The organism is Mesorhizobium sp. 2RAF21, from assembly GCF_052115345.1.
In the GTDB taxonomy this organism is placed as follows: Bacteria; Pseudomonadota; Alphaproteobacteria; order Rhizobiales; family Rhizobiaceae; genus Mesorhizobium; species Mesorhizobium terrae.
The window spans coordinates 22,153-39,092 of the sequence record NZ_JBFRGM010000015.1; the positions used below are offsets into that span (position 1 = coordinate 22,153).

Sequence of the window (16,940 nt, forward strand, 5' to 3'; positions counted from 1 at the left end):
GTGCCCGAAGGCCAAGCGCGCCGCGATATAAGGGAGGCCGTGGTCGGAAGTCAACCGTCCCAACCATGCTTCCACGGCAGGAAAGCATGATGCGGCAAAAGATTTTTCAGCGCGCCGCCGCGATCAGTTTTTCGACGAGGCCCAGCGTCAGTTCGTCGAAGTGCGAGATGATCGCCGATGGCTCGAATTCGCGGACATGGCGGTCGGTATAGCCGAAGTCGACGGCCACCACGGGAATGCCCGCCGCCTTGGCGGTGTCGATGTCGGTCTGCGAATCGCCGACCATGACGGCGCGCTCGGGATCGCCGCCGGCCATGGCGATGGTTTCGAGCAGATGGCGCGGGTCGGGCTTGCGGAAGGCGAAGGTGTCCTGGCCGGCGATCGCCGAAAAATGCTGCTTGAGGCCGAGTGCTTCGATCAGCGCCAGCGAATTCGCCTCGTATTTGTTGGTGCAGACGGCAAGCGCGTAACCTGCGCCCTCCAGCCGGTCGATAGCCTCGACGACGCCGGGATAGGGCAGGGACTTGCCGGGGATGTTTCCGGTGTAGTGGGTCATGAACAGCCCGAGCAGGCGGTCGAGCTCTTCGGATTTCAGCGCCTTCTGCTGCGCGGCATAGGCCCGCTCGATCATGACGCGCCCTCCCTGGCCGACGAATCGCTTGAAGCCGGCATAGTCGACGCTCGCCATCGCGCCCGCCACCAGGCTGTGGTTCAGGCTGTCGAGCAGGTCCGGAGCGGTGTCGACGAGCGTGCCGTCGAGGTCGAACACGATGATAGGGCGCTTCATGATCCGTTCCGTGGCTGTTTGCGCCACCGGCCTAACCGTTCGGCCGGTTCGAGGCAAGCCGCGAGGCTTCGTCCATGTTAGTGGGCTGCGACCAGATGGCCGTCGCCGATATCCCGCAGGTCGAGTTTCGCCGGCGGATCGCCGACCCGGCGCACCGGACTGGCGATCTCGCTGTGCAGCCTGGCGAAACGGGGACGACGGCGCGCCGGATCGGGCACCGGAACCGCCTCGATCAGCCGCCTCGTGTAAGGATGGCGCGGATTGGCGAAAATCTGGTCGCGCGTGCCCATCTCGACGATCTGGCCGAGATACATCACCGCCACGCGATCGGAGATGTTTTCGACAACCGCCATGTCGTGGGAAATGAACAGATAGGCGACGCCGAACTCGTTCTGCAGTTCCTTCAGCAATTGCAGCACACGCGCCTGCACCGAAACGTCGAGCGCCGAGACGCTTTCGTCGGCGATGATCAGCTTCGGCCGCAGCGCCAAGGCGCGCGCGATGCAGATGCGCTGGCGCTGGCCGCCCGAAAATTCGTGCGGATAACGCTCCATCTGGTCGGCGGACAGGCCGACGCGCTCGAACAGGGCGGCGACGCGGTCCGTGCGCTCTTTCGGCGTGCCGATGTTATGGATGAGCAGCGGTTCCGCCACCAGTTCGCCGACGCGCATACGCGGGTCGAGCGAAGCGTAGGGATCCTGGAAGATCATCTGGATGTCGCGGCGCACCGCCTTGCGTTCGTCGCGGCCGAGGCCGGCGAGATTGCGTTCGCCGACGGCGATGTCGCCGCTATAGGGCAGGAGGCCGGCCAGCGCCTTGGCGGTGGTGGACTTGCCGCAACCGGATTCGCCGACCAGCGACAGGGTCTCGTTCGGCGCGATCGAGAAGGAGACGCCTTCCACCGCATGGACGCGGCGGGTGACGCGCCCGAAGAAGCCGCCATGCAGGTCGAAGCGCACATGCAGGTCGCGCACTTCGGCGATGGCGGCAGGTTTCGCCGGTTCAGCCGGCTTGGCGGCCGCATTGGCGCGCCCGGTGCCCATCTTCGGCACGGCGGCGAGCAGTTCACGCGTATAGTCGACTTGGGGCCGCTCGAAGATATCGGCGACGCTGCCTTGCTCGACCATGCGGCCGTTGCGCATGATGATGACGCGGTTGGCCATTTCGGCGACGACGCCCATGTCGTGGGTGATGAGGATGACGGCGGTGCCTTGCTCGCGCTGCAGGTCGCGCAGCAGCTCCAGCACCTCGCCCTGAACCGTGACGTCGAGCGCGGTGGTCGGTTCGTCGGCGATCAGCACATCGGGTTTCAGGGCCAGCGCCATGGCGATCATCACACGCTGGCGCATGCCGCCGGACAGCTCGTGCGGGAACTGCTTCAGCCGGCTCTCGGCCTCGGGGATGCGTACCGCCTTCAGCGCCTCGATGGCGCTGGCGCGGGCTTCGCTGCCGCTCAGATCGGTATGCGCCTCGATCGCCTCGATCAGCTGGCGCCCGATCGACAGGACCGGGTTGAGCGAGGTCATCGGCTCCTGGAAGATCATGGCGACGCGGTTGCCGCGGATGGCCTGCATGCGCCTTTCGCTCAAGGTGGTGAGCTCAAGGTCGCCGAGGCGGATCGCGCCGGCCGAGACACGCGCCTGCGGCTGCGGCAACAGCCCCATCACGGCAAGCGAGGTCATCGACTTGCCGGAGCCGGATTCGCCGGCGATGCACAGCGTCTCGCCGCGAGCGAGCGAGAAGGAGAGATCGGAAACGACGGCCCGCTCGCCATCGTCACCGCGCACCGAGACGGTCAGGCCGGCAACGGTTAGCACCGGTCCGCCTGCGTCCGGCTGAGGCGCGGCCGGGGCCGCGCCTGGCTTTGTGCCGGCAGCTGCGGTCATTCGAACACGCAGCGCGGGAAGTAGAACGACACCACCCAGTTCGGCATGTCGACGATCTCGCTGATCCTGAGGTCACCGCAGACCGAAACAAGCATATAGGCGTCGACCGGGTCCATCTGGTAGCGCGCGGCAAGCAGGTCGACCATCTGGGCGACAGCTTCCTTGGCGCCGGTCATCAGGTCCGGGCCGATGCCGGTCGTCACCTCATAGCCCTTGGCATCGAGATGGCGCGTCACCGGGCCAGGCGTGGTGAAGCGCGGCGTCTTCAGCCGCGCGTCCTTGACCAGATCGAGCGTGAGCACGACATCCATCGGGCTTTCGATCGCCGTGCCACAGACCTCGCCGTCGCCCTGGGCGGCGTGGGTATCGCCGACTGAGAACAGCGCGCCCGCCACTTCCACCGGGAGGTAGAGCGTGGTGCCGGCAGCAAGATCTCGGATGTCGAGATTGCCGCCGACGCGGCGCGGCGGCACCACCGAATGTAGGCCCTTCTCCGCCGGGGCGTTGCCGATCGTTCCAGCGAACGGCTTGAGCGGCACCCGACCGTTCTTGCCGAACAACGCCGGTTCCAGCGACGTCGGATCATATTTCCAGATGGCGAGCGCCGGTTCCTTGAAGTCATCGGCGAGCAGGCCAAAACCTGGAATGTTCGCCGTCCAGCCGAAGCCGGACGGTTTGAACTGCTCGATGGTGATCTTCAGCGCATCGCCAGGCTCGGCACCGTCGACATAGATCGGCCCGGTCACCGGGTTGATCTTGCCGAAGTCGAGCTTGGCGATGTCGGAGACCGTGCTGTCGGGCTGCAACTGGCCGCCGGACGAATCCAGGCAGTTGAACTCGATGGTCGAGCCCGGCTTCACCCGCTCGGCCGGGACAAAAGAATTGTCCCAGCCGAAGTGATGATGGCGCCCGTGGATGGTGTAGTTGCAGTTATTGCACATCGTTTACATACACATAGTCGTAGTTGATCGGGATATGGACCGGGTCGACATAGAGCTTGTCGTCGCCGCCCATGCGCGGGGAGCGCATGGTGAAACGCTGCTCGTTGAAGACCGGCGCCCAGGGAGCGTCTTCCATGACCTTGGAGTAGATTTCGCCCCACAGCTTGTAGCGCTCGTCGGCCTTGGCCGGATCGACGATCGAATCGGCTTTCGCCGCCTTGGCATCGAGGTCCTTGTTGCAATACCAGGCCCAGTTCCAGCCGCCGGCGACGGCGCCGCCGCAGCCGAGGATCGGGCCGTAGAAGTTCGACGGATCGGGGAAGTCGGCGATCCACGCCATGCCGCCCGACCAGATCATCGGCGCGCCGGCCTTGTCGCCGCCTGCGGCGATGACATTGGCCTGCGCCAGCGACTGGATCGAGGCCTTGATGCCGATGGCGGCCAGATCCTGCTGGATCGCCTGGGCGATGCGCGGGTTCGGGTCGGTGTTCATAACGAAGAGCTGCGTTTCGAAACCGTCCGGGTGGCCGGCTTCGGCGAGCAGCGCCTTGGCCTTGGCGACATCGTATTTATAACCGGCGAAACTCTTGTCGTAGCCCGGCATCGACGGCGGCAATGGCTGGTTGGCCGGCACCGCGCGGTTGTTGATGATCTTGACGACGCGTTCCTTGTTGATGGCCATGTTGACGGCCTGGCGCACCTTCACATTGTCGAAGGGAGCCATGGTGGTGTTCATGGTGACGTAGCCGGTCTGCAGCTGGCCGCCTTCGACGACGCGTGCCTTCTGGGCGGGATCGGCCATCACTTCCTGGAACTTGGCCGGCGGGATGCCGTCGCCGGGCACGTCGACCTCGCCCTTCTGCAGGCGTAGCAGCGCCACGATCGGCTCTTGGCCAATTTCGAAGGTGATCTTGTCGAGGTAGGGCAGGCCCTTGTGCCAGTAGTCGGGGTTGCGCTCGAAGACGAGGCGCTGGCCGAGCGTCCATTCGGCGAGCTTGTAGGCGCCGGTGCCGACGGGATGCTTGCCGAAATCGGCGCCGTATTTCTCCACCTCTTCCTTCGGCACGACATGGCTGAAATTGATCGCCATCACATGCAGGAAGGTGGCATCGGGCCGCGACAGCTCGATCTTGACGGTCGAAGGATCGACGACGGTAACACCCGCCAGGCCGGTCGCCTTGCCGGCGGCGACATCCTCATAACCCTTGATCGAGGCGAAGAAGCCGGCGCCCGGGCTCTGGGTTTTTGGATTGGTGACGCGGTCGAGCGAATATTTCACGTCGTCGGCCGTCATTTCGCGGCCATTGTGGAATTTCACGCCCTTGCGCAGCTTGAAGGTGAAGGTGGTGCCGTCCGGCGAGATCTCGTAGCTCTCGGCGAGCTCCGGCCGCAGTTTGGTGGTGCCGGGCTCGTAGTCCATCAACCCGTCGAACAGGCTCTTGATCATCGACCAGTTCTGCCAGTCATAGCCGATGGCCGGGTCGAGCGTCGCGACATCGTCCTTGTAGGTGATGGTGATGGCACCGCCTTGCTTGGCGTTCGGATCGAGCTTCTCTTCGGCCGTGGCGGGCGCGAGGCCGAGCATCAGCGCCAGTGCCGATGCTGCTACGGTTGAGGCCAGGTATTTTCTCATGTGAGGTTCCCTTCTTCTTGGTTGTGGGTTGCTAGGGTCAGCGCAGCTTGATGCGCGGATCGATGAATGGGGCGACGATGTCGGCAAGCAGGTTGCCGAGCACGATGGCGCAGGCCGAAACCAGCGTCACACCCATGATGATCGGGATGTCGACGCGCTGGATCGCCTGCCAGGCGAGCTGGCCGATGCCAGGCCAGCCGAACACGCTCTCGACCACGACGATGCCGCTCATGAACAGGCCGATGTCGATGCCGATCATGGCGACGACCGGCAGGATGGCGTTGGGCAGCGCATGACGGAACAGGATGGCGCCACGGGCCAGGCCCTTGGCGCGGGCGGTGCGGATATAATCCTGGCGCAGCACGTCGATCATCGACGAGCGCATCATGCGCGAATACCAGCCAGCGCCGAGTATGCCGAGCGTCAGCGATGGCAGCACCATATGCCGCCAGGTGCCGTAACCGCCGATCGGGAACCAGCCGAGCTGGACGGCGAAGACATAAAGCAGCAACAGGCCGACCACGAACTGCGGCGCCGATACGCCGATGAAGGAGCCGACCATCAGCGTCTGGTCGGTGGCGCTGCCGCGCTTCACTGCTGCGATCAGGCCCATACTCAGTCCGAGCGCCACTTCGCACAGGATGGCGCCGACCATCAAAAGCAGGCTGGCCGGCAGCCGCGCGACGATCAGTTCGGTGACCTCCGAGCGCTGGATATAGGAGCGGCCGAGATCGCCGGAGAGGAGATTGGTGAGATAGCGCCAGTATTGCACGACGAATGGTTGGTCGAGCCCGAGCTGCTGGCGGATGCTCTCCACCGTCTGCGGCGTGGCGCTGCGCCCGGCGATCTGCCGCACGGGATCGGCCGGCAACAGGTAGAGCAGGGCGAAGGTGATGATGGAAACGCCGAGCAGGATGAGGACGGCCTGCATCAGGCGGCGGGTGAGATAGGCGATCATGCCCGCCCCCTTTGGGTGGGGTCGAGAATGTCGCGCAGTGCGTCGCCGACCAGGTTGAAAGCGAGCGCCAGCGCCAGGATCGCGGCACCCGGGAAGAACACCAGCCAGGGTGCGGCCTGGAAGTAGGTCTGGTTCTCGAAGATGATGTTGCCCCACGACGCCGTCGGCGGCTGCACGCCGATGCCGAGATAAGACAGCGTGGCTTCCAGAAGCACGGTGGTCGAGATGCCGAGTGTGCCCCAGACGATGATGGTGGGCAGAAGATGCGGCAGGATGTGGCGGAACAGAATGCGCGGCGTGCTGGCGCCGATGGTGCGCTCGGCGTCGATGAATTCGCGCTCGGCCAGCGAGCTGGTTTCAGTGAAGACGACACGCGCCGTCTGCACCCAGTTTACCAGCGCGATCACCATGGCGACGATCCACAGGCTGGGCTGGAAAACGGCGGCCAGGCAAATCGCAAGCAGCAGCGCCGGGAACGCCATCATCAGATCGGTGAAACGCATCAGCGCGCCGCCGATCCAGCCGCGGAAATAGCCGGCGGTCACCCCGACAAGCGTCCCGATGATCAAGGCCGCGCCATTGGCGACGACGCCGATTATGAGCGAGGTGCGTGCGCCGTAGAGGATACGGGTCAACAGGTCGCGGCCGAGCAAGTCCGTGCCCAGCCAGAAGGCGCCATTCGGCGGCAATGGCGAGCCTTCCAGCGTCAGGCCGTCGAACAGCTGTTCGTTGGGATTATAGGCGGTCAGCCACGGCGCGAAGACAGCACCGGCGACGGTGAGGGCGATGATGATGAGGCCGATGACGGCGAGCGGCCGCCTCAACAGCCGGCCGAGCACGCCGGCGCGGCGTTTTGCGATTACTGGCGCTGCGAGTGGCGCGTCAGGCGCGATGGGACTGGTCAACGCCGCCCTCCTGTTCGGTCATGGCGACTACGCGCCGGGCGGCTTCTTCGAGGGTCACCTGCCAGCTCATGGCGAGCGAACGCAGCTGCGCATAGGCACGCTCGTCGTCGATGCCCTGGCTGGTCAGTGCGGCTACGGCGCGCACGATGGTCTGGCGCTCGGCGACGCGGGCCTGCAACGTGGCGATCTCGTCGGCGAGCTGGCGCCGCGCGGCGAAACTCTGGCGCGCGATCAACAGCGCCGAATAGACGCCCGAATTGCCGACGGGCTTCAGAAGCTGGGCGTCGGCATTGTGCGACAATGCCCATTCGATACGGCCCGGCGCTTCGGAGCCGATCAGCGCGATGATCGGCATCGGTGCTTCGCCGGGCGCCCATGGAAACTGTTCGTCGAAACCAAGGTCGACGTCGAAGAAGACGAAGTCGGCGCCGAGCGCCTCCGGCGGCAGTTCCGGCCAGCAATCGGTGGCGGCCAGGCCGATAGCGGAAAGCTGGCGCATGATGGCGGTGAGGTTCGCGTGCGGCCGATGCAACACGAAAGCCTTAGCACCGCCGAGAATGGGAATGCGGGCGGCGCGTTTCATGACACCACCTTCAGCTTGCGGCCACCGAAGACCTTGGCGCGGTCGTAACGCGACAGGTAAGGATCGGGCGCGACTGCCGTGGTGATGCTGACTTTTTCAAAACCGTCGCCGGCGATGCGGCCGATCTCGACGGGCAGGGTGGCATGCTGGGTCTGCGGGTCGATGCTGATCGCGCCGAACGGCGTTTCGAAGCTGCGGCGCGTGAAGGCGGCGGCCAGGTCGCTCCCGCCGTTGCCGTTCTCGGACGCCAGAATGGCGGCAAGAACCTTGACCGAGGCATAGGCCGAAGCCTGGAACGACGAGGGCCGTGTTACAGCATCATGTCCCTGCGACATCAGCCACGGCTCCTTGACCGAGGCGTCGTGGAAATAGGGGCCGGCGGAGAGATGGCCGTTGCCGGCGGCGCCGATTGCCGGCAGTTCGCATTCGGTCAGGTTGCAGGAGATGATCGGGCAGTGCTGCGGCGTGAAATAGTCATCCTGCCGCGACAGTTCCGCATAGGCCTGGAAGAAGGCGTAGGAGGAAGGGCCGATCAGATTGTTGAGGATGAAATTCGGCCGTGTCGCGCGGATTTCCTCGATAAGCCGCGCCACATCTGTCTCGCCGAGCGGCAAATAGCGTTCGCCCAGAACGCGACCGCCGGCATCGGCGATCAGGTCACGCGCGACCCGGTTGGTCTCCCAGCCCCAGATGTAGTTGGAGCCGGTCAGGAAGCCGTTGGCGCCGAACAGCGGCACGACATGGCCGAGCAGCGGCACCAGATGCTGGTTCGGGCAGGCATGCATGTAGACGACATGCTCGTTGGCCTCGAACCCTTCATAGGGGCAGGCATACCAGAGTATGCCGTCGGCTTTTTCCAGAGCCGGAATGATCTCCTTGCGGCTCCAGGAGGTGACGCCGCCGATGATGTGGCGGGCGTCGCTGTTGCGCAGGATGTCTTCGGCCAGTGTCGCATAGCGGTCGGCATTGCCTTGCGGGTCGCGTTCGATGGCGATGAATTCGATCGGAGAGGACGGATCGGCATTGATCGCCGCAACCGCCTGCATCGCGCCGCGATGGCAGGCTTCGGAAACGAGACGGTAATTCCCGGAACGGGAATAAAGAATGCCGATCTCGACGCGGCGCTTCGCCAATGCTTCCCCCCAAAACGAAAATGCCCCGCAGCCACCGCGATCGGGCGGGGCATACGAGGCACGCTTGCCGTCCGGCTAACGAGGCCGGTATTTTGTCCCTAAACTATCCTGTGCCGGCCGGCAGTCAAGCGCGAAAGCGCGCAATCCCAATGGAACGGCTTTCGGAAGGCTAATCGAGCCTCACGCAGTCTTTGACGCGATAGGTCGGCTTGTACATCGTGACCAGCTCCTCGGCCGCCGTCGGATGTACGGCCATGGTGCGGTCGAAATCGTCCTTGGTCAGCCCGGCCTTGATCGGGATGCCGAGAAGCTGCGCCATCTCGCCGGCGTCGGGGCCGAGGATATGGGCGCCGAGCACCTTGCGGCTCGCAGCGTCCACCACCAGCTTCATCAGCATCTTCTCCTGACGCCCGGAAAGCGTGTGGCGCATCGGCCGGAACGAGGCGCGGTAAATCTCCAGTTCGGCAAACCGCTTGGCTGCCTCATCCTCGGACAGGCCGACCGTGCCGATCTCGGGCTGCGAGAACACGGCGGTGGCAATCGTCTCGTGGTCGGGCGCGGTCGGGTTGTTCTTGAAGGCGGTCTCGACGAAACACATGGCTTCGTGGATGGCGACGGGTGTCAGCTGGACGCGGTCGGTGACATCGCCAACCGCCCAGATGTTGTCGACATTGGTGCGCGAATAGCGGTCGACGACGATGGCGCCGTTCTTCGCCGTTTTCACGCCCGCCGCCTCCAGGCCGAGATTTTCGGTGTTGGGCTGGCGGCCGATCGCGAGCATGAACTGGTCGACGGTCAGTACTTCGCCGCCGGTCACGCGCACGTCGAGCCGGCCGTCTGGTCGCCGTTCCACTCCTTCGGAAACCGCGTGGGTGAGAATGCGGATACCCTTCGCCTCCATGGTTTCGTGCAGGGCGCGCCGCAGATCCATGTCGAAGCGGCTGAGGATCTCGGCGCCGCGATAGATCAGCGTCGTCTCGACGCCAAGGCCGTGGAAGATGTTGGCGAATTCGACGGCGATGTAGCCGCCGCCGCCGATGGCGATCGCCTTCGGCAGTTCCGCCAGGTGAAAGGCCTCGTTGGAGGTGATGCAATGTTCGTGGCCGGGCAGTGCGCGGTGCTCGGTCGGGCGGCCGCCGGTGGCGATCAGGATCTGGTCGGCGGTGACGGTGCGGTTCTCCGCCTCAAGCCGGATCGTGTGGCGGTCGATCAGCGTGGCACGCGTCTGCAGGGTTTCGCCGCCGGCGCCCTGCACATTCTTGCGGTAGAGACCTTCGAGCCTGGCGATCTCGCGATCCTTGTTGGCGATCAGGGTCGGCCAGTCGAAGCTTGCCTGCGGCACGGTCCAGCCATAGCCAGCCGCGTCCTCGAAATGTTCGGGAAACTGCGAGGCGTAGACGAACAGCTTCTTGGGAACGCAGCCGCGGATGACGCAGGTGCCGCCGAAACGGTATTCCTCGGCGATGCCGACCTTCTTGCCGAGGGCCGCCGCGACGCGGGCCGCGCGCACCCCGCCGGAACCGCCGCCGATGACGAAGAGGTCGTAGTCGTAAGCGCTCATGGCTGGTTCCGGTCCGTTACAGAAAGCGGTCTCAGAGGTAGGCGTCGAATCGCCAAAAGAAAAGCCCGGCTGTCGCCGGGCTCTTGATCCAATCGATTGTCGAAGACGGCGCGATCAGTTGGCGCTGCCATCCGCGGGTGCCGCGCCATCGGCCGGAGCAGCACCATCGGCGGGTGCGGCGCCGTCAGCCGGGGCGGCGGCATTGTTGTCGGCCGGAGCAGGCGCCGGCGCCTTGGCACCAGCGGCCGCCTGAAGCGCTTCGCCAACCTGCATGGCGAGGTCACGGGCGACGCCGTTCTGCCAGATGTCGGCGGCCTTCATCAGTTCGCGCGTGACGATCGGGCCGCTGTCGAGCAGCTTCTTGCCGCTCTCCGACTGGTAGAAGGTGGCGATGCTGTTCAGGTCCTGTTCGGAAAACACCTTGGCGTAGGCGATCGCGGCTTCCTTCTCGAGGTCGGCGCGGCGCGAGGCCAGCGCCAGTGCCTTGGCGTTCACCGTGTTGGTGATCAGTTCCTGCAGGTCGGGGTTCTTCTGGATGAGCTGCGCCTGCAGCGCGGCTGCCGCCTGCGGCAGGATGTTGTCGAACGGGTCGGTCGCGTGGATGGCGGCGACCGCGGCGCGGGCTGCCTTCATGTGCGATTCGGAAACTTCCTGCGCGAAGGACGGCGCGGAAAAAGCGACGATGGCCGTGGCCGCCAGCATGACGGAAAGGCGGCGGACCCGTTTATGCAACATCATGATCGGTAAGACTCCCTTGTTTATCGGGGTGCGTGGACGGTTTCGATGCCATTGGCACCCGCAACCACCGCCACTGACGCCAGCCCGATGAAAAGACCGTGCTCAACCACGCCGGGAATGGCGTGAAGGGCATTGGATAGCGCTCTTGTATTCGGAATGCGGCCAAAAGATGCATCGAGAATGAAATGACCGCCGTCTGTAACAAAAGGCTGGCCTCCCGTCATCCTCAATGTAATCGGCCCCGAAAGGCCGAGTTCAGCAGCCGCGGCCGCGACGGCGATTTCGGTGGCGCGCCGGCCGAAACGATTGACTTCGATGGGCAGCGGAAAGGCGCCAAGCGTTTCGACCAGCTTGGAGCGGTCGGCGATGACGATCATGCGCGCCGAGGCCGCCGCAACGATCTTCTCGCGCAGCAGCGCGCCGCCGCCGCCCTTGATCAGGGTCAGCTCCGGGTCGATCTCGTCGGCGCCATCGATGGTGAGGTCGAGTTCCGGCGTTTCGTCCAGCGTCGTCAGCGGCACGCCAAGCTCGCTGCACAGCGCCGCGGTTCGTTCGGAGGTCGGCACGCCGATGACGGTCATGCCGGTCGCAACCTTCTCGGCCAGCAATCGCACGAATTCTTCCGCGGTCGAGCCGGTGCCAATGCCCAGCCGCATGCCGTCCGTGACATGGGCGAGCGCGGCACGCGCGGCTTCGATCTTCAACTGCCTGGCATCCATGGTCGGAATTCGTCGCTCCGCGCCTTCGTTGCCGGGCTCCTAGCACTTTTGTCCGTCAGTTCAAAGGGCATGGCGGCCATACCCGACCTTGTCCCACATTCCATTCCCGCAACGGCTGGATACAGGGCGCGAAAGGCGCTAGCCGCTTACCGGTGGCGGGCTTCCGGCGGTGAAGGTGGTGCCGTCGAGCAGCCAGCCGAGAAAGGGCGGCCACAATGTCTGCGCGAAGCGCGAGCGGAAGAAGCCGAGATGGCCAACGGCACCGCCGGCATCGCCTGGCGATATCCAGCGCCGCTCGATCGGCGCGCCACTGAAATGACGCATGAACGAGACAACGGCCCGCTCCGTCCCCCACGGATCGTCGGTCATGCGCAGCGACAGGATCGGCGTGCGCACCTCGGCGAAACGCGCGGTCTCGGGCAGGCCGGGGTCGTCGAAGAAATAGTCCGGCATCGCACACCAGCGCGCCCAGTCGCGAAAGACGGTCGCCGGGATCGGTTCGCCGAGCCGCATCCATTTCGGCATGTCGCGAAACAGATAGGAGAGGGGCACGCCGACCAGGAACATGCGCGGACCGGCCCAGCGGTCGTCGAGGCCACGATGGTAACCCGACATCACCGCAACCATGCCGTAGCGCGTGAAGCGAGCGGAAATGCCGCCGAGGCCTAGCGCCTGGCCACCGTAGGATTGACCGACGCCGACCATGGTGTGGCCGGGCGCGACGGCGTCGAGCGTTCTGGCCGCCGCCGGCATGTCCAGCAACGGCCAGTCGGCCATGCCGATGCGCTTCGACCAGTTTTTCGGACGGGCGGAATCGCCGGTTCCGCGATAGTCGTAGATCAAGGCGGCGCGTGCGCCGGCTTTGACCGCTGCCGCTGCGAAAGCGGAATAAAAGCCGCGTGGTACGGCGGTGGCCGAGGAGATCAGCACCAGCGGCTTGTCGCCGTCACCTTCAAAAAGAGTGCCGGTGAGTGGAAAGCCGTCGTCGGCGACGAAAGCGACGTCGCGCCGTCTGACGTCCGCGTCTTGGCGGTTGTCCAGAGACTGAGCCGCGGCAGGGTGGGAGGGCTGCGCCAGGGAAGAGGCCATCGGTCTCGCCTTCCATGCTGAAAGCGGCACGCTACCATTGACGTGAACGTCAAAGTCAAGATGGCGCGCGGTTAGGCCGGATTTGCAAAGGCGCTTGACGTTCAGCGGCGTGTCGTTCCGGGTTTGTATTAAGCCGGGAACTGACGGATCGGCGGATGGCGTTATTTCTGCCTCAGCCGCATGCGCGTGATGCGCAGCCAGCCATCTTCCTGCGGTGGTGTCTTGGCGATGGACCGCACGGGCGGGTTTGCCAGGATTGTGGTGAGTTCGGCCGGCAGTGTCGGCACCAGCGGCTTCTTGGTGGCGATGCCGTCGGCGATCGTCAGCACGCTGTGATAAAACTCTGAGCCGGTCGCCGAGCGCGGCGCGATCGCCTCGTGCATGACGCTGATGACGATGGCGTCGGGACAATTGTCCTTGATCGCCTGATGGAATGCGGTCTTGCCATCGGGGTCGAGCGCGGCGGTCGCCTCGTCGAGGAACAGCAGGCCTGGCTGCTGCAACAGGATGCGGGCGACGATCAGTTTCTGCTTTTGCCCGCCGGACAGGATCTGATCCCAGCTATGGCCTTCGCGGCTGCCTTCGGCCAGATGCTCGATGAATTCACCCAGGCCCGCGTGATGCAGGGCGGCTGCGGCCTTGGTGTCGGAATGATCGTCGGGCGTGTCGGGCAGGCAGACGAGTTCCTTCAACGACACCGGCGGCAGCTTGACTTCCTGGGCTGCGTAGAAGGTTTTCACGCCCTCGGGGAAAACGACGGTGCCGCGGCCATAGGCCCAGAGCCCGTTGATCGCCTTGATCAGCGAGGTCTTGCCGCTGCCGGATTCGCCCTTGAGGAAGGTCCATTCACCGCGCCGGAAGCGCAGGCGTTCGGTGGTCAGGAACGGCGCGGCATCGGCGCCTTTCTGCATCAGTTCCAGATGCTGGATGGTCAGGCCGAACACCGGGTTCTGCTGCGTGTAGCGGAAGTCGGACTGGCCGGTCTGGCGGTAGAATTCAGCCGGCTGCCGCACATTCTCGATCGCCTCGGCCAGTTCGATGACACGGCGGCTGTTGGCGCGCAGCGTGGCGATGGCCGGCATGACGTGGATGAACCAGGAACATTGGCTGATCAGCGAATTCACCAGTTCGGCGCCGGTGATGTAGCCCTTGAGGTCGATCCGGTTGTGGATGAACGGCACCAGACCCGGCGTATAGGCGATGATGCGCGCGCCGACGAAATTGTAGACCAGTTCGAAGGACGAATAGCCGGCATTGACGCGGTTGAGGCGCGACCATGTCTGGTCGATGTCGCTGTAGAGCCGGTCGTGCATGGCTTTCTGCACGTTCTCGCCGCGCGAGGCAGCGACATGGAAGGAACGGCGCAGCAGCGTCGTCAATTCGCCGCGATAGCTGCCTTCTGCCTGCTGCATCCTGACCGACAGGCGCTCGAGCATGCCGCCGAGCTTCATGGCGATCCAGGTGTTGGCCGGCACATAGGCGGCGACGACGACCAGCGCCAGAACCGCGCTGCCATAGTCGCCGAGGAATTCGAGCCCGGCGACTTCGGTGGAGTCGGCGATCAGCTTCTGGCCGACGAAGAACAGGGAGGTGGCAACCGCCAGCACGCCCATGGCGAGGCCGATGGCGCCGCCGGTCATGTCCTTGATCGATTCCTGCACGCGCTGGTCGATATTGTCCGGTGCGCCGGCATCCGAGCTGTGCTGGGCATGGAAATGCGTATGATTGGGGTCGAGCAGCGCTTCGTTGAAGCGGCTGTTCAGCCAGCCGCGCCATTTGCGGTGCAATGTCGCTGAAACCAGCGTGCGGGCGCCGGTGATGACGGCGTCCTTGATCACGACAAGCAGGACCAGCCAGCCGGCATTGGTCAGGAGCGTGGTGAGGGGGCTTGTGTTCGCGGCATCGTGGAAGAAGGCAATCGAATTGACCAGTTCGCCGGACGCTTCGGCAAACCACACACCCGCCTTGCTGGAAAGAGCCGTTAAAAGCGCGATGACCGCGGCCAGTGCCCAGGCTTCCCGCCACCGGTTGGAGAACCAGTAGGCTCGCATAAGGCCCCAGAATCCGCGCATGGAGGAGACCGGCGTCCGGGTTGGCGACGTATCCGCACCGCGGCGCCGCCGTCTCAGCATTGAATGGCTCGGTCTATCGACCCGAATCACTTCCCGCCCAAACCTCTTCAGTTCTGTTACAGAGCGTAACAGCAATTGATCATTTTTCGTTAAAATTATCTCCCGTTTATCACCTGCGGTCTGTGATTGGTTTCACTTGCGTGGCGCATGTGCCACAGTTGCCCATTGGTAAGGCATTGTCCCGGCTGCGAATTGGGTCGGCGATCAATCTTGTCCGGGTCCACCGGTCGGAAATTTCGGGCAGGGCGAATTGAAGCCGGCTCTGGTTTGCTCTCACCATCGCCGCGGCCGGTGTTTGGGGCCGCTAGCGTGGTCCTCGGCCGGCTCGGCAAGAACGTTCCAATCAAGGCGGGAAATGGTCTAGAATAGAAAACCGGCTTCCTGTATGGAGCCGCATCCCTATATGGGGCAAGGCGCGGGCGATCCGTTCCCCGCATGAAAGCGTGTTGGGTAAGACAATGACGAAATGGTCCCCGAATTCCTGGAGAAGCAAGCCGATCCAGCAGGTGCCGGCGTATCCGGACCTTGCCGCGCTGAAGGAGACCGAAGCCCGCCTTGCTACCTTTCCGCCGCTCGTCTTCGCGGGTGAAGCGCGCAAGCTGAAGAAGCAGCTGGCCGCCGTCGCCAATGGCGAGGCCTTCCTTTTGCAGGGCGGCGACTGCGCCGAAAGCTTCGCCGAGCACGGCGCCGACAACATCCGCGACTTCTTCCGCGTGTTCCTGCAGATGGCCGTGGTGTTGACCTTCGCCGGCTCGCAGCCGGTGGTAAAGATCGGCCGCGTTGCCGGCCAATTCGCCAAGCCGCGCTCGTCCGACAACGAAACCAAGGGCGACGTGACCTGGCCGAGCTATCGCGGCGACATCATCAACGGCATCGAGTTCGACGAGAAGTCGCGCGTGCCGGACCCCGCCCGCCAGGAAATGGCCTATCGTCAGTCGGCAGCGACCCTGAACCTTTTGCGCGCTTTCGCGCAGGGCGGCTATGCGAGCCTCGAGAACGTGCATCGCTGGATGCTCGGCTTCGTCGCCGACAGCCCGCAGGCCGAGAAATACGAAGCGCTGGCCAATCGCATCACCGAGACGATGGATTTCATGCGCGCCGTAGGCATCACCTCGGAAAGCAACTTCGCGCTGCGCGAAACAGACTTCTACACCAGCCATGAAGCCCTGCTGCTCGGCTACGAGGAAGCGTTGACCCGCGTCGATTCCACCTCGGGCGACTGGTATGCCACCTCCGGCCACATGATCTGGATCGGCGATCGCACGCGCCAGCCCGATCACGCCCATATCGAATATTGCCGCGGCATCAAGAACCCGCTTGGCCTGAAATGCGGCCCGTCGCTGACGCCGGAAGGGCTGCTCGAATTGATCGACCTGCTCAACCCGGAAAACGAGCCGGGCCGGCTGACGCTGATCGCGCGTTTCGGCTCCGACAAGGCGGCCGAGCATCTGCCGAAGCTGGTGCGCGCGGTGAAGAGCGAAGGCCGCAGCGTCGTCTGGTCATGCGACCCGATGCACGGCAACACCATCACCGCCGCCGGCTACAAGACGCGGCCGTTCGAGCGCATTCTGAAGGAAGTGCAGACCTTCTTCGACGTGCACCAGGCCGAAGGCACCCATGCTGGTGGCATCCACATCGAGATGACCGGCAAGAATGTCACCGAATGCACGGGCGGTGCCCGCGCCATTACGGCGGAAGACCTGCAGGACCGCTACCACACCCATTGCGATCCGCGCCTCAACGCCGATCAGTCGGTCGAACTGGCCTTCCTGGTCTCGGAACTGCTCAAGAAGAGCCATGTCCGCCAGCCGCATACGCAGGCCGCCGAGTAGGCAAGCAGGGTTGATTGGAGACGAGAAAAAGGCGCCGGCTGGA

Annotated in this window: 14 protein-coding genes; 1 reads left to right on the top strand and 13 read right to left on the bottom strand. The window is 64.5% G+C overall.

Annotated features, from left to right (window positions below):
* Positions 1 to 106 precede the first annotated feature (106 nt).
* The 13 genes from AB4136_RS23400 to AB4136_RS23460 all read right to left on the bottom strand — a co-directional run bounded on the left by AB4136_RS23400 (position 107) and on the right by AB4136_RS23460 (position 15,005).
* A complete protein-coding gene (locus AB4136_RS23400) occupies positions 107 to 787 on the bottom strand; it encodes a phosphoglycolate phosphatase (RefSeq protein ID WP_137900751.1) in 681 nt (226 codons plus the stop codon).
* Between the two features lie 77 nt (positions 788 to 864).
* Positions 865 to 2,673: an ABC transporter ATP-binding protein gene (locus AB4136_RS23405; protein WP_137900750.1), complete on the bottom strand. Its 1,809-nt coding sequence runs from the start codon at positions 2,671 to 2,673 to the stop codon at positions 865 to 867.
* Entirely contained in the window at positions 2,670 to 3,614 is a 945-nt protein-coding gene (locus tag AB4136_RS23410) for an acetamidase/formamidase family protein (RefSeq protein WP_137900749.1), read from the bottom strand. The genes AB4136_RS23405 and AB4136_RS23410 overlap by 4 nt, the downstream gene beginning before the upstream one ends.
* A complete protein-coding gene (locus AB4136_RS23415) occupies positions 3,604 to 5,247 on the bottom strand; it encodes an ABC transporter substrate-binding protein (RefSeq protein WP_137900748.1) in 1,644 nt (547 codons plus the stop codon). Before AB4136_RS23415 ends, AB4136_RS23410 begins: the two co-directional genes overlap by 11 nt.
* Positions 5,248 to 5,284: 37 nt before the next feature.
* Positions 5,285 to 6,205, bottom strand: coding sequence for an ABC transporter permease (locus AB4136_RS23420; RefSeq protein ID WP_137900747.1), 921 nt, complete (start codon positions 6,203 to 6,205; stop codon positions 5,285 to 5,287).
* Complete coding sequence (locus tag AB4136_RS23425) at positions 6,202 to 7,110, bottom strand: ABC transporter permease (protein WP_137900746.1); 909 nt, start codon at positions 7,108 to 7,110, stop codon at positions 6,202 to 6,204. The genes AB4136_RS23420 and AB4136_RS23425 overlap by 4 nt, the downstream gene beginning before the upstream one ends.
* Entirely contained in the window at positions 7,088 to 7,693 is a 606-nt protein-coding gene (locus AB4136_RS23430; protein WP_024922185.1) for an ANTAR domain-containing response regulator, read from the bottom strand. Before AB4136_RS23430 ends, AB4136_RS23425 begins: the two co-directional genes overlap by 23 nt.
* Positions 7,690 to 8,826, bottom strand: a complete 1,137-nt coding sequence (locus tag AB4136_RS23435; protein WP_137900745.1) for a transporter substrate-binding protein — start codon at positions 8,824 to 8,826, stop codon at positions 7,690 to 7,692. Before AB4136_RS23435 ends, AB4136_RS23430 begins: the two co-directional genes overlap by 4 nt.
* A 169-nt stretch (positions 8,827 to 8,995) precedes the next feature.
* A complete protein-coding gene (gene gor / locus AB4136_RS23440) occupies positions 8,996 to 10,387 on the bottom strand; it encodes a glutathione-disulfide reductase (protein ID WP_024922187.1) in 1,392 nt (463 codons plus the stop codon).
* A gap of 114 nt (positions 10,388 to 10,501) precedes the next feature.
* A complete protein-coding gene (locus AB4136_RS23445) occupies positions 10,502 to 11,125 on the bottom strand; it encodes a DUF2059 domain-containing protein (protein ID WP_024922188.1) in 624 nt (207 codons plus the stop codon).
* A gap of 20 nt (positions 11,126 to 11,145) precedes the next feature.
* Positions 11,146 to 11,844 carry a ribose-5-phosphate isomerase RpiA gene (gene rpiA / locus AB4136_RS23450; protein WP_024922189.1) on the bottom strand — a complete coding sequence of 233 codons (699 nt, stop codon included), beginning with the start codon at positions 11,842 to 11,844 and terminating at the stop codon, positions 11,146 to 11,148.
* 138 nt (positions 11,845 to 11,982) lie between these two features.
* Positions 11,983 to 12,885: an alpha/beta hydrolase family protein gene (locus AB4136_RS23455; protein WP_051504837.1), complete on the bottom strand. Its 903-nt coding sequence runs from the start codon at positions 12,883 to 12,885 to the stop codon at positions 11,983 to 11,985.
* Positions 12,886 to 13,094: 209 nt separating this feature from the next.
* Positions 13,095 to 15,005 (bottom strand): ABC transporter ATP-binding protein/permease, encoded by a 1,911-nt coding sequence (locus tag AB4136_RS23460; RefSeq protein WP_024922191.1) that lies wholly within the window; start codon positions 15,003 to 15,005, stop codon positions 13,095 to 13,097.
* 518 nt (positions 15,006 to 15,523) lie between these two features.
* Between AB4136_RS23460 and AB4136_RS23465 the strand changes: the two genes are divergently transcribed.
* Positions 15,524 to 16,897, top strand: a complete 1,374-nt coding sequence (locus AB4136_RS23465; protein ID WP_024922192.1) for a class II 3-deoxy-7-phosphoheptulonate synthase — start codon at positions 15,524 to 15,526, stop codon at positions 16,895 to 16,897.
* Positions 16,898 to 16,940: the final 43 nt, after the last annotated feature.

Excerpts from the sequence above, each read along its gene's own strand:
- AB4136_RS23400 (WP_137900751.1), bottom strand. The coding sequence starts at position 787 with ATGAAGCGCCCTATCATCGTGTTCGACCTCGACGGCACGCTCGTCGAC.
- AB4136_RS23405 (WP_137900750.1), bottom strand. The coding sequence starts at position 2,673 with ATGACCGCAGCTGCCGGCACAAAGCCAGGCGCGGCCCCGGCCGCGCCT.
- AB4136_RS23410 (WP_137900749.1), bottom strand. The coding sequence starts at position 3,614 with ATGTGCAATAACTGCAACTACACCATCCACGGGCGCCATCATCACTTC.
- AB4136_RS23415 (WP_137900748.1), bottom strand. The coding sequence starts at position 5,247 with ATGAGAAAATACCTGGCCTCAACCGTAGCAGCATCGGCACTGGCGCTG.
- AB4136_RS23420 (WP_137900747.1), bottom strand. The coding sequence starts at position 6,205 with ATGATCGCCTATCTCACCCGCCGCCTGATGCAGGCCGTCCTCATCCTG.
- AB4136_RS23430 (WP_024922185.1), bottom strand. The coding sequence starts at position 7,693 with ATGAAACGCGCCGCCCGCATTCCCATTCTCGGCGGTGCTAAGGCTTTC.
- gor (WP_024922187.1), bottom strand. The coding sequence starts at position 10,387 with ATGAGCGCTTACGACTACGACCTCTTCGTCATCGGCGGCGGTTCCGGC.
- AB4136_RS23445 (WP_024922188.1), bottom strand. The coding sequence starts at position 11,125 with ATGATGTTGCATAAACGGGTCCGCCGCCTTTCCGTCATGCTGGCGGCC.
- rpiA (WP_024922189.1), bottom strand. The coding sequence starts at position 11,844 with ATGGATGCCAGGCAGTTGAAGATCGAAGCCGCGCGTGCCGCGCTCGCC.
- AB4136_RS23460 (WP_024922191.1), bottom strand. The coding sequence starts at position 15,005 with ATGCGCGGATTCTGGGGCCTTATGCGAGCCTACTGGTTCTCCAACCGG.
- AB4136_RS23465 (WP_024922192.1), top strand. The coding sequence starts at position 15,524 with ATGACGAAATGGTCCCCGAATTCCTGGAGAAGCAAGCCGATCCAGCAG.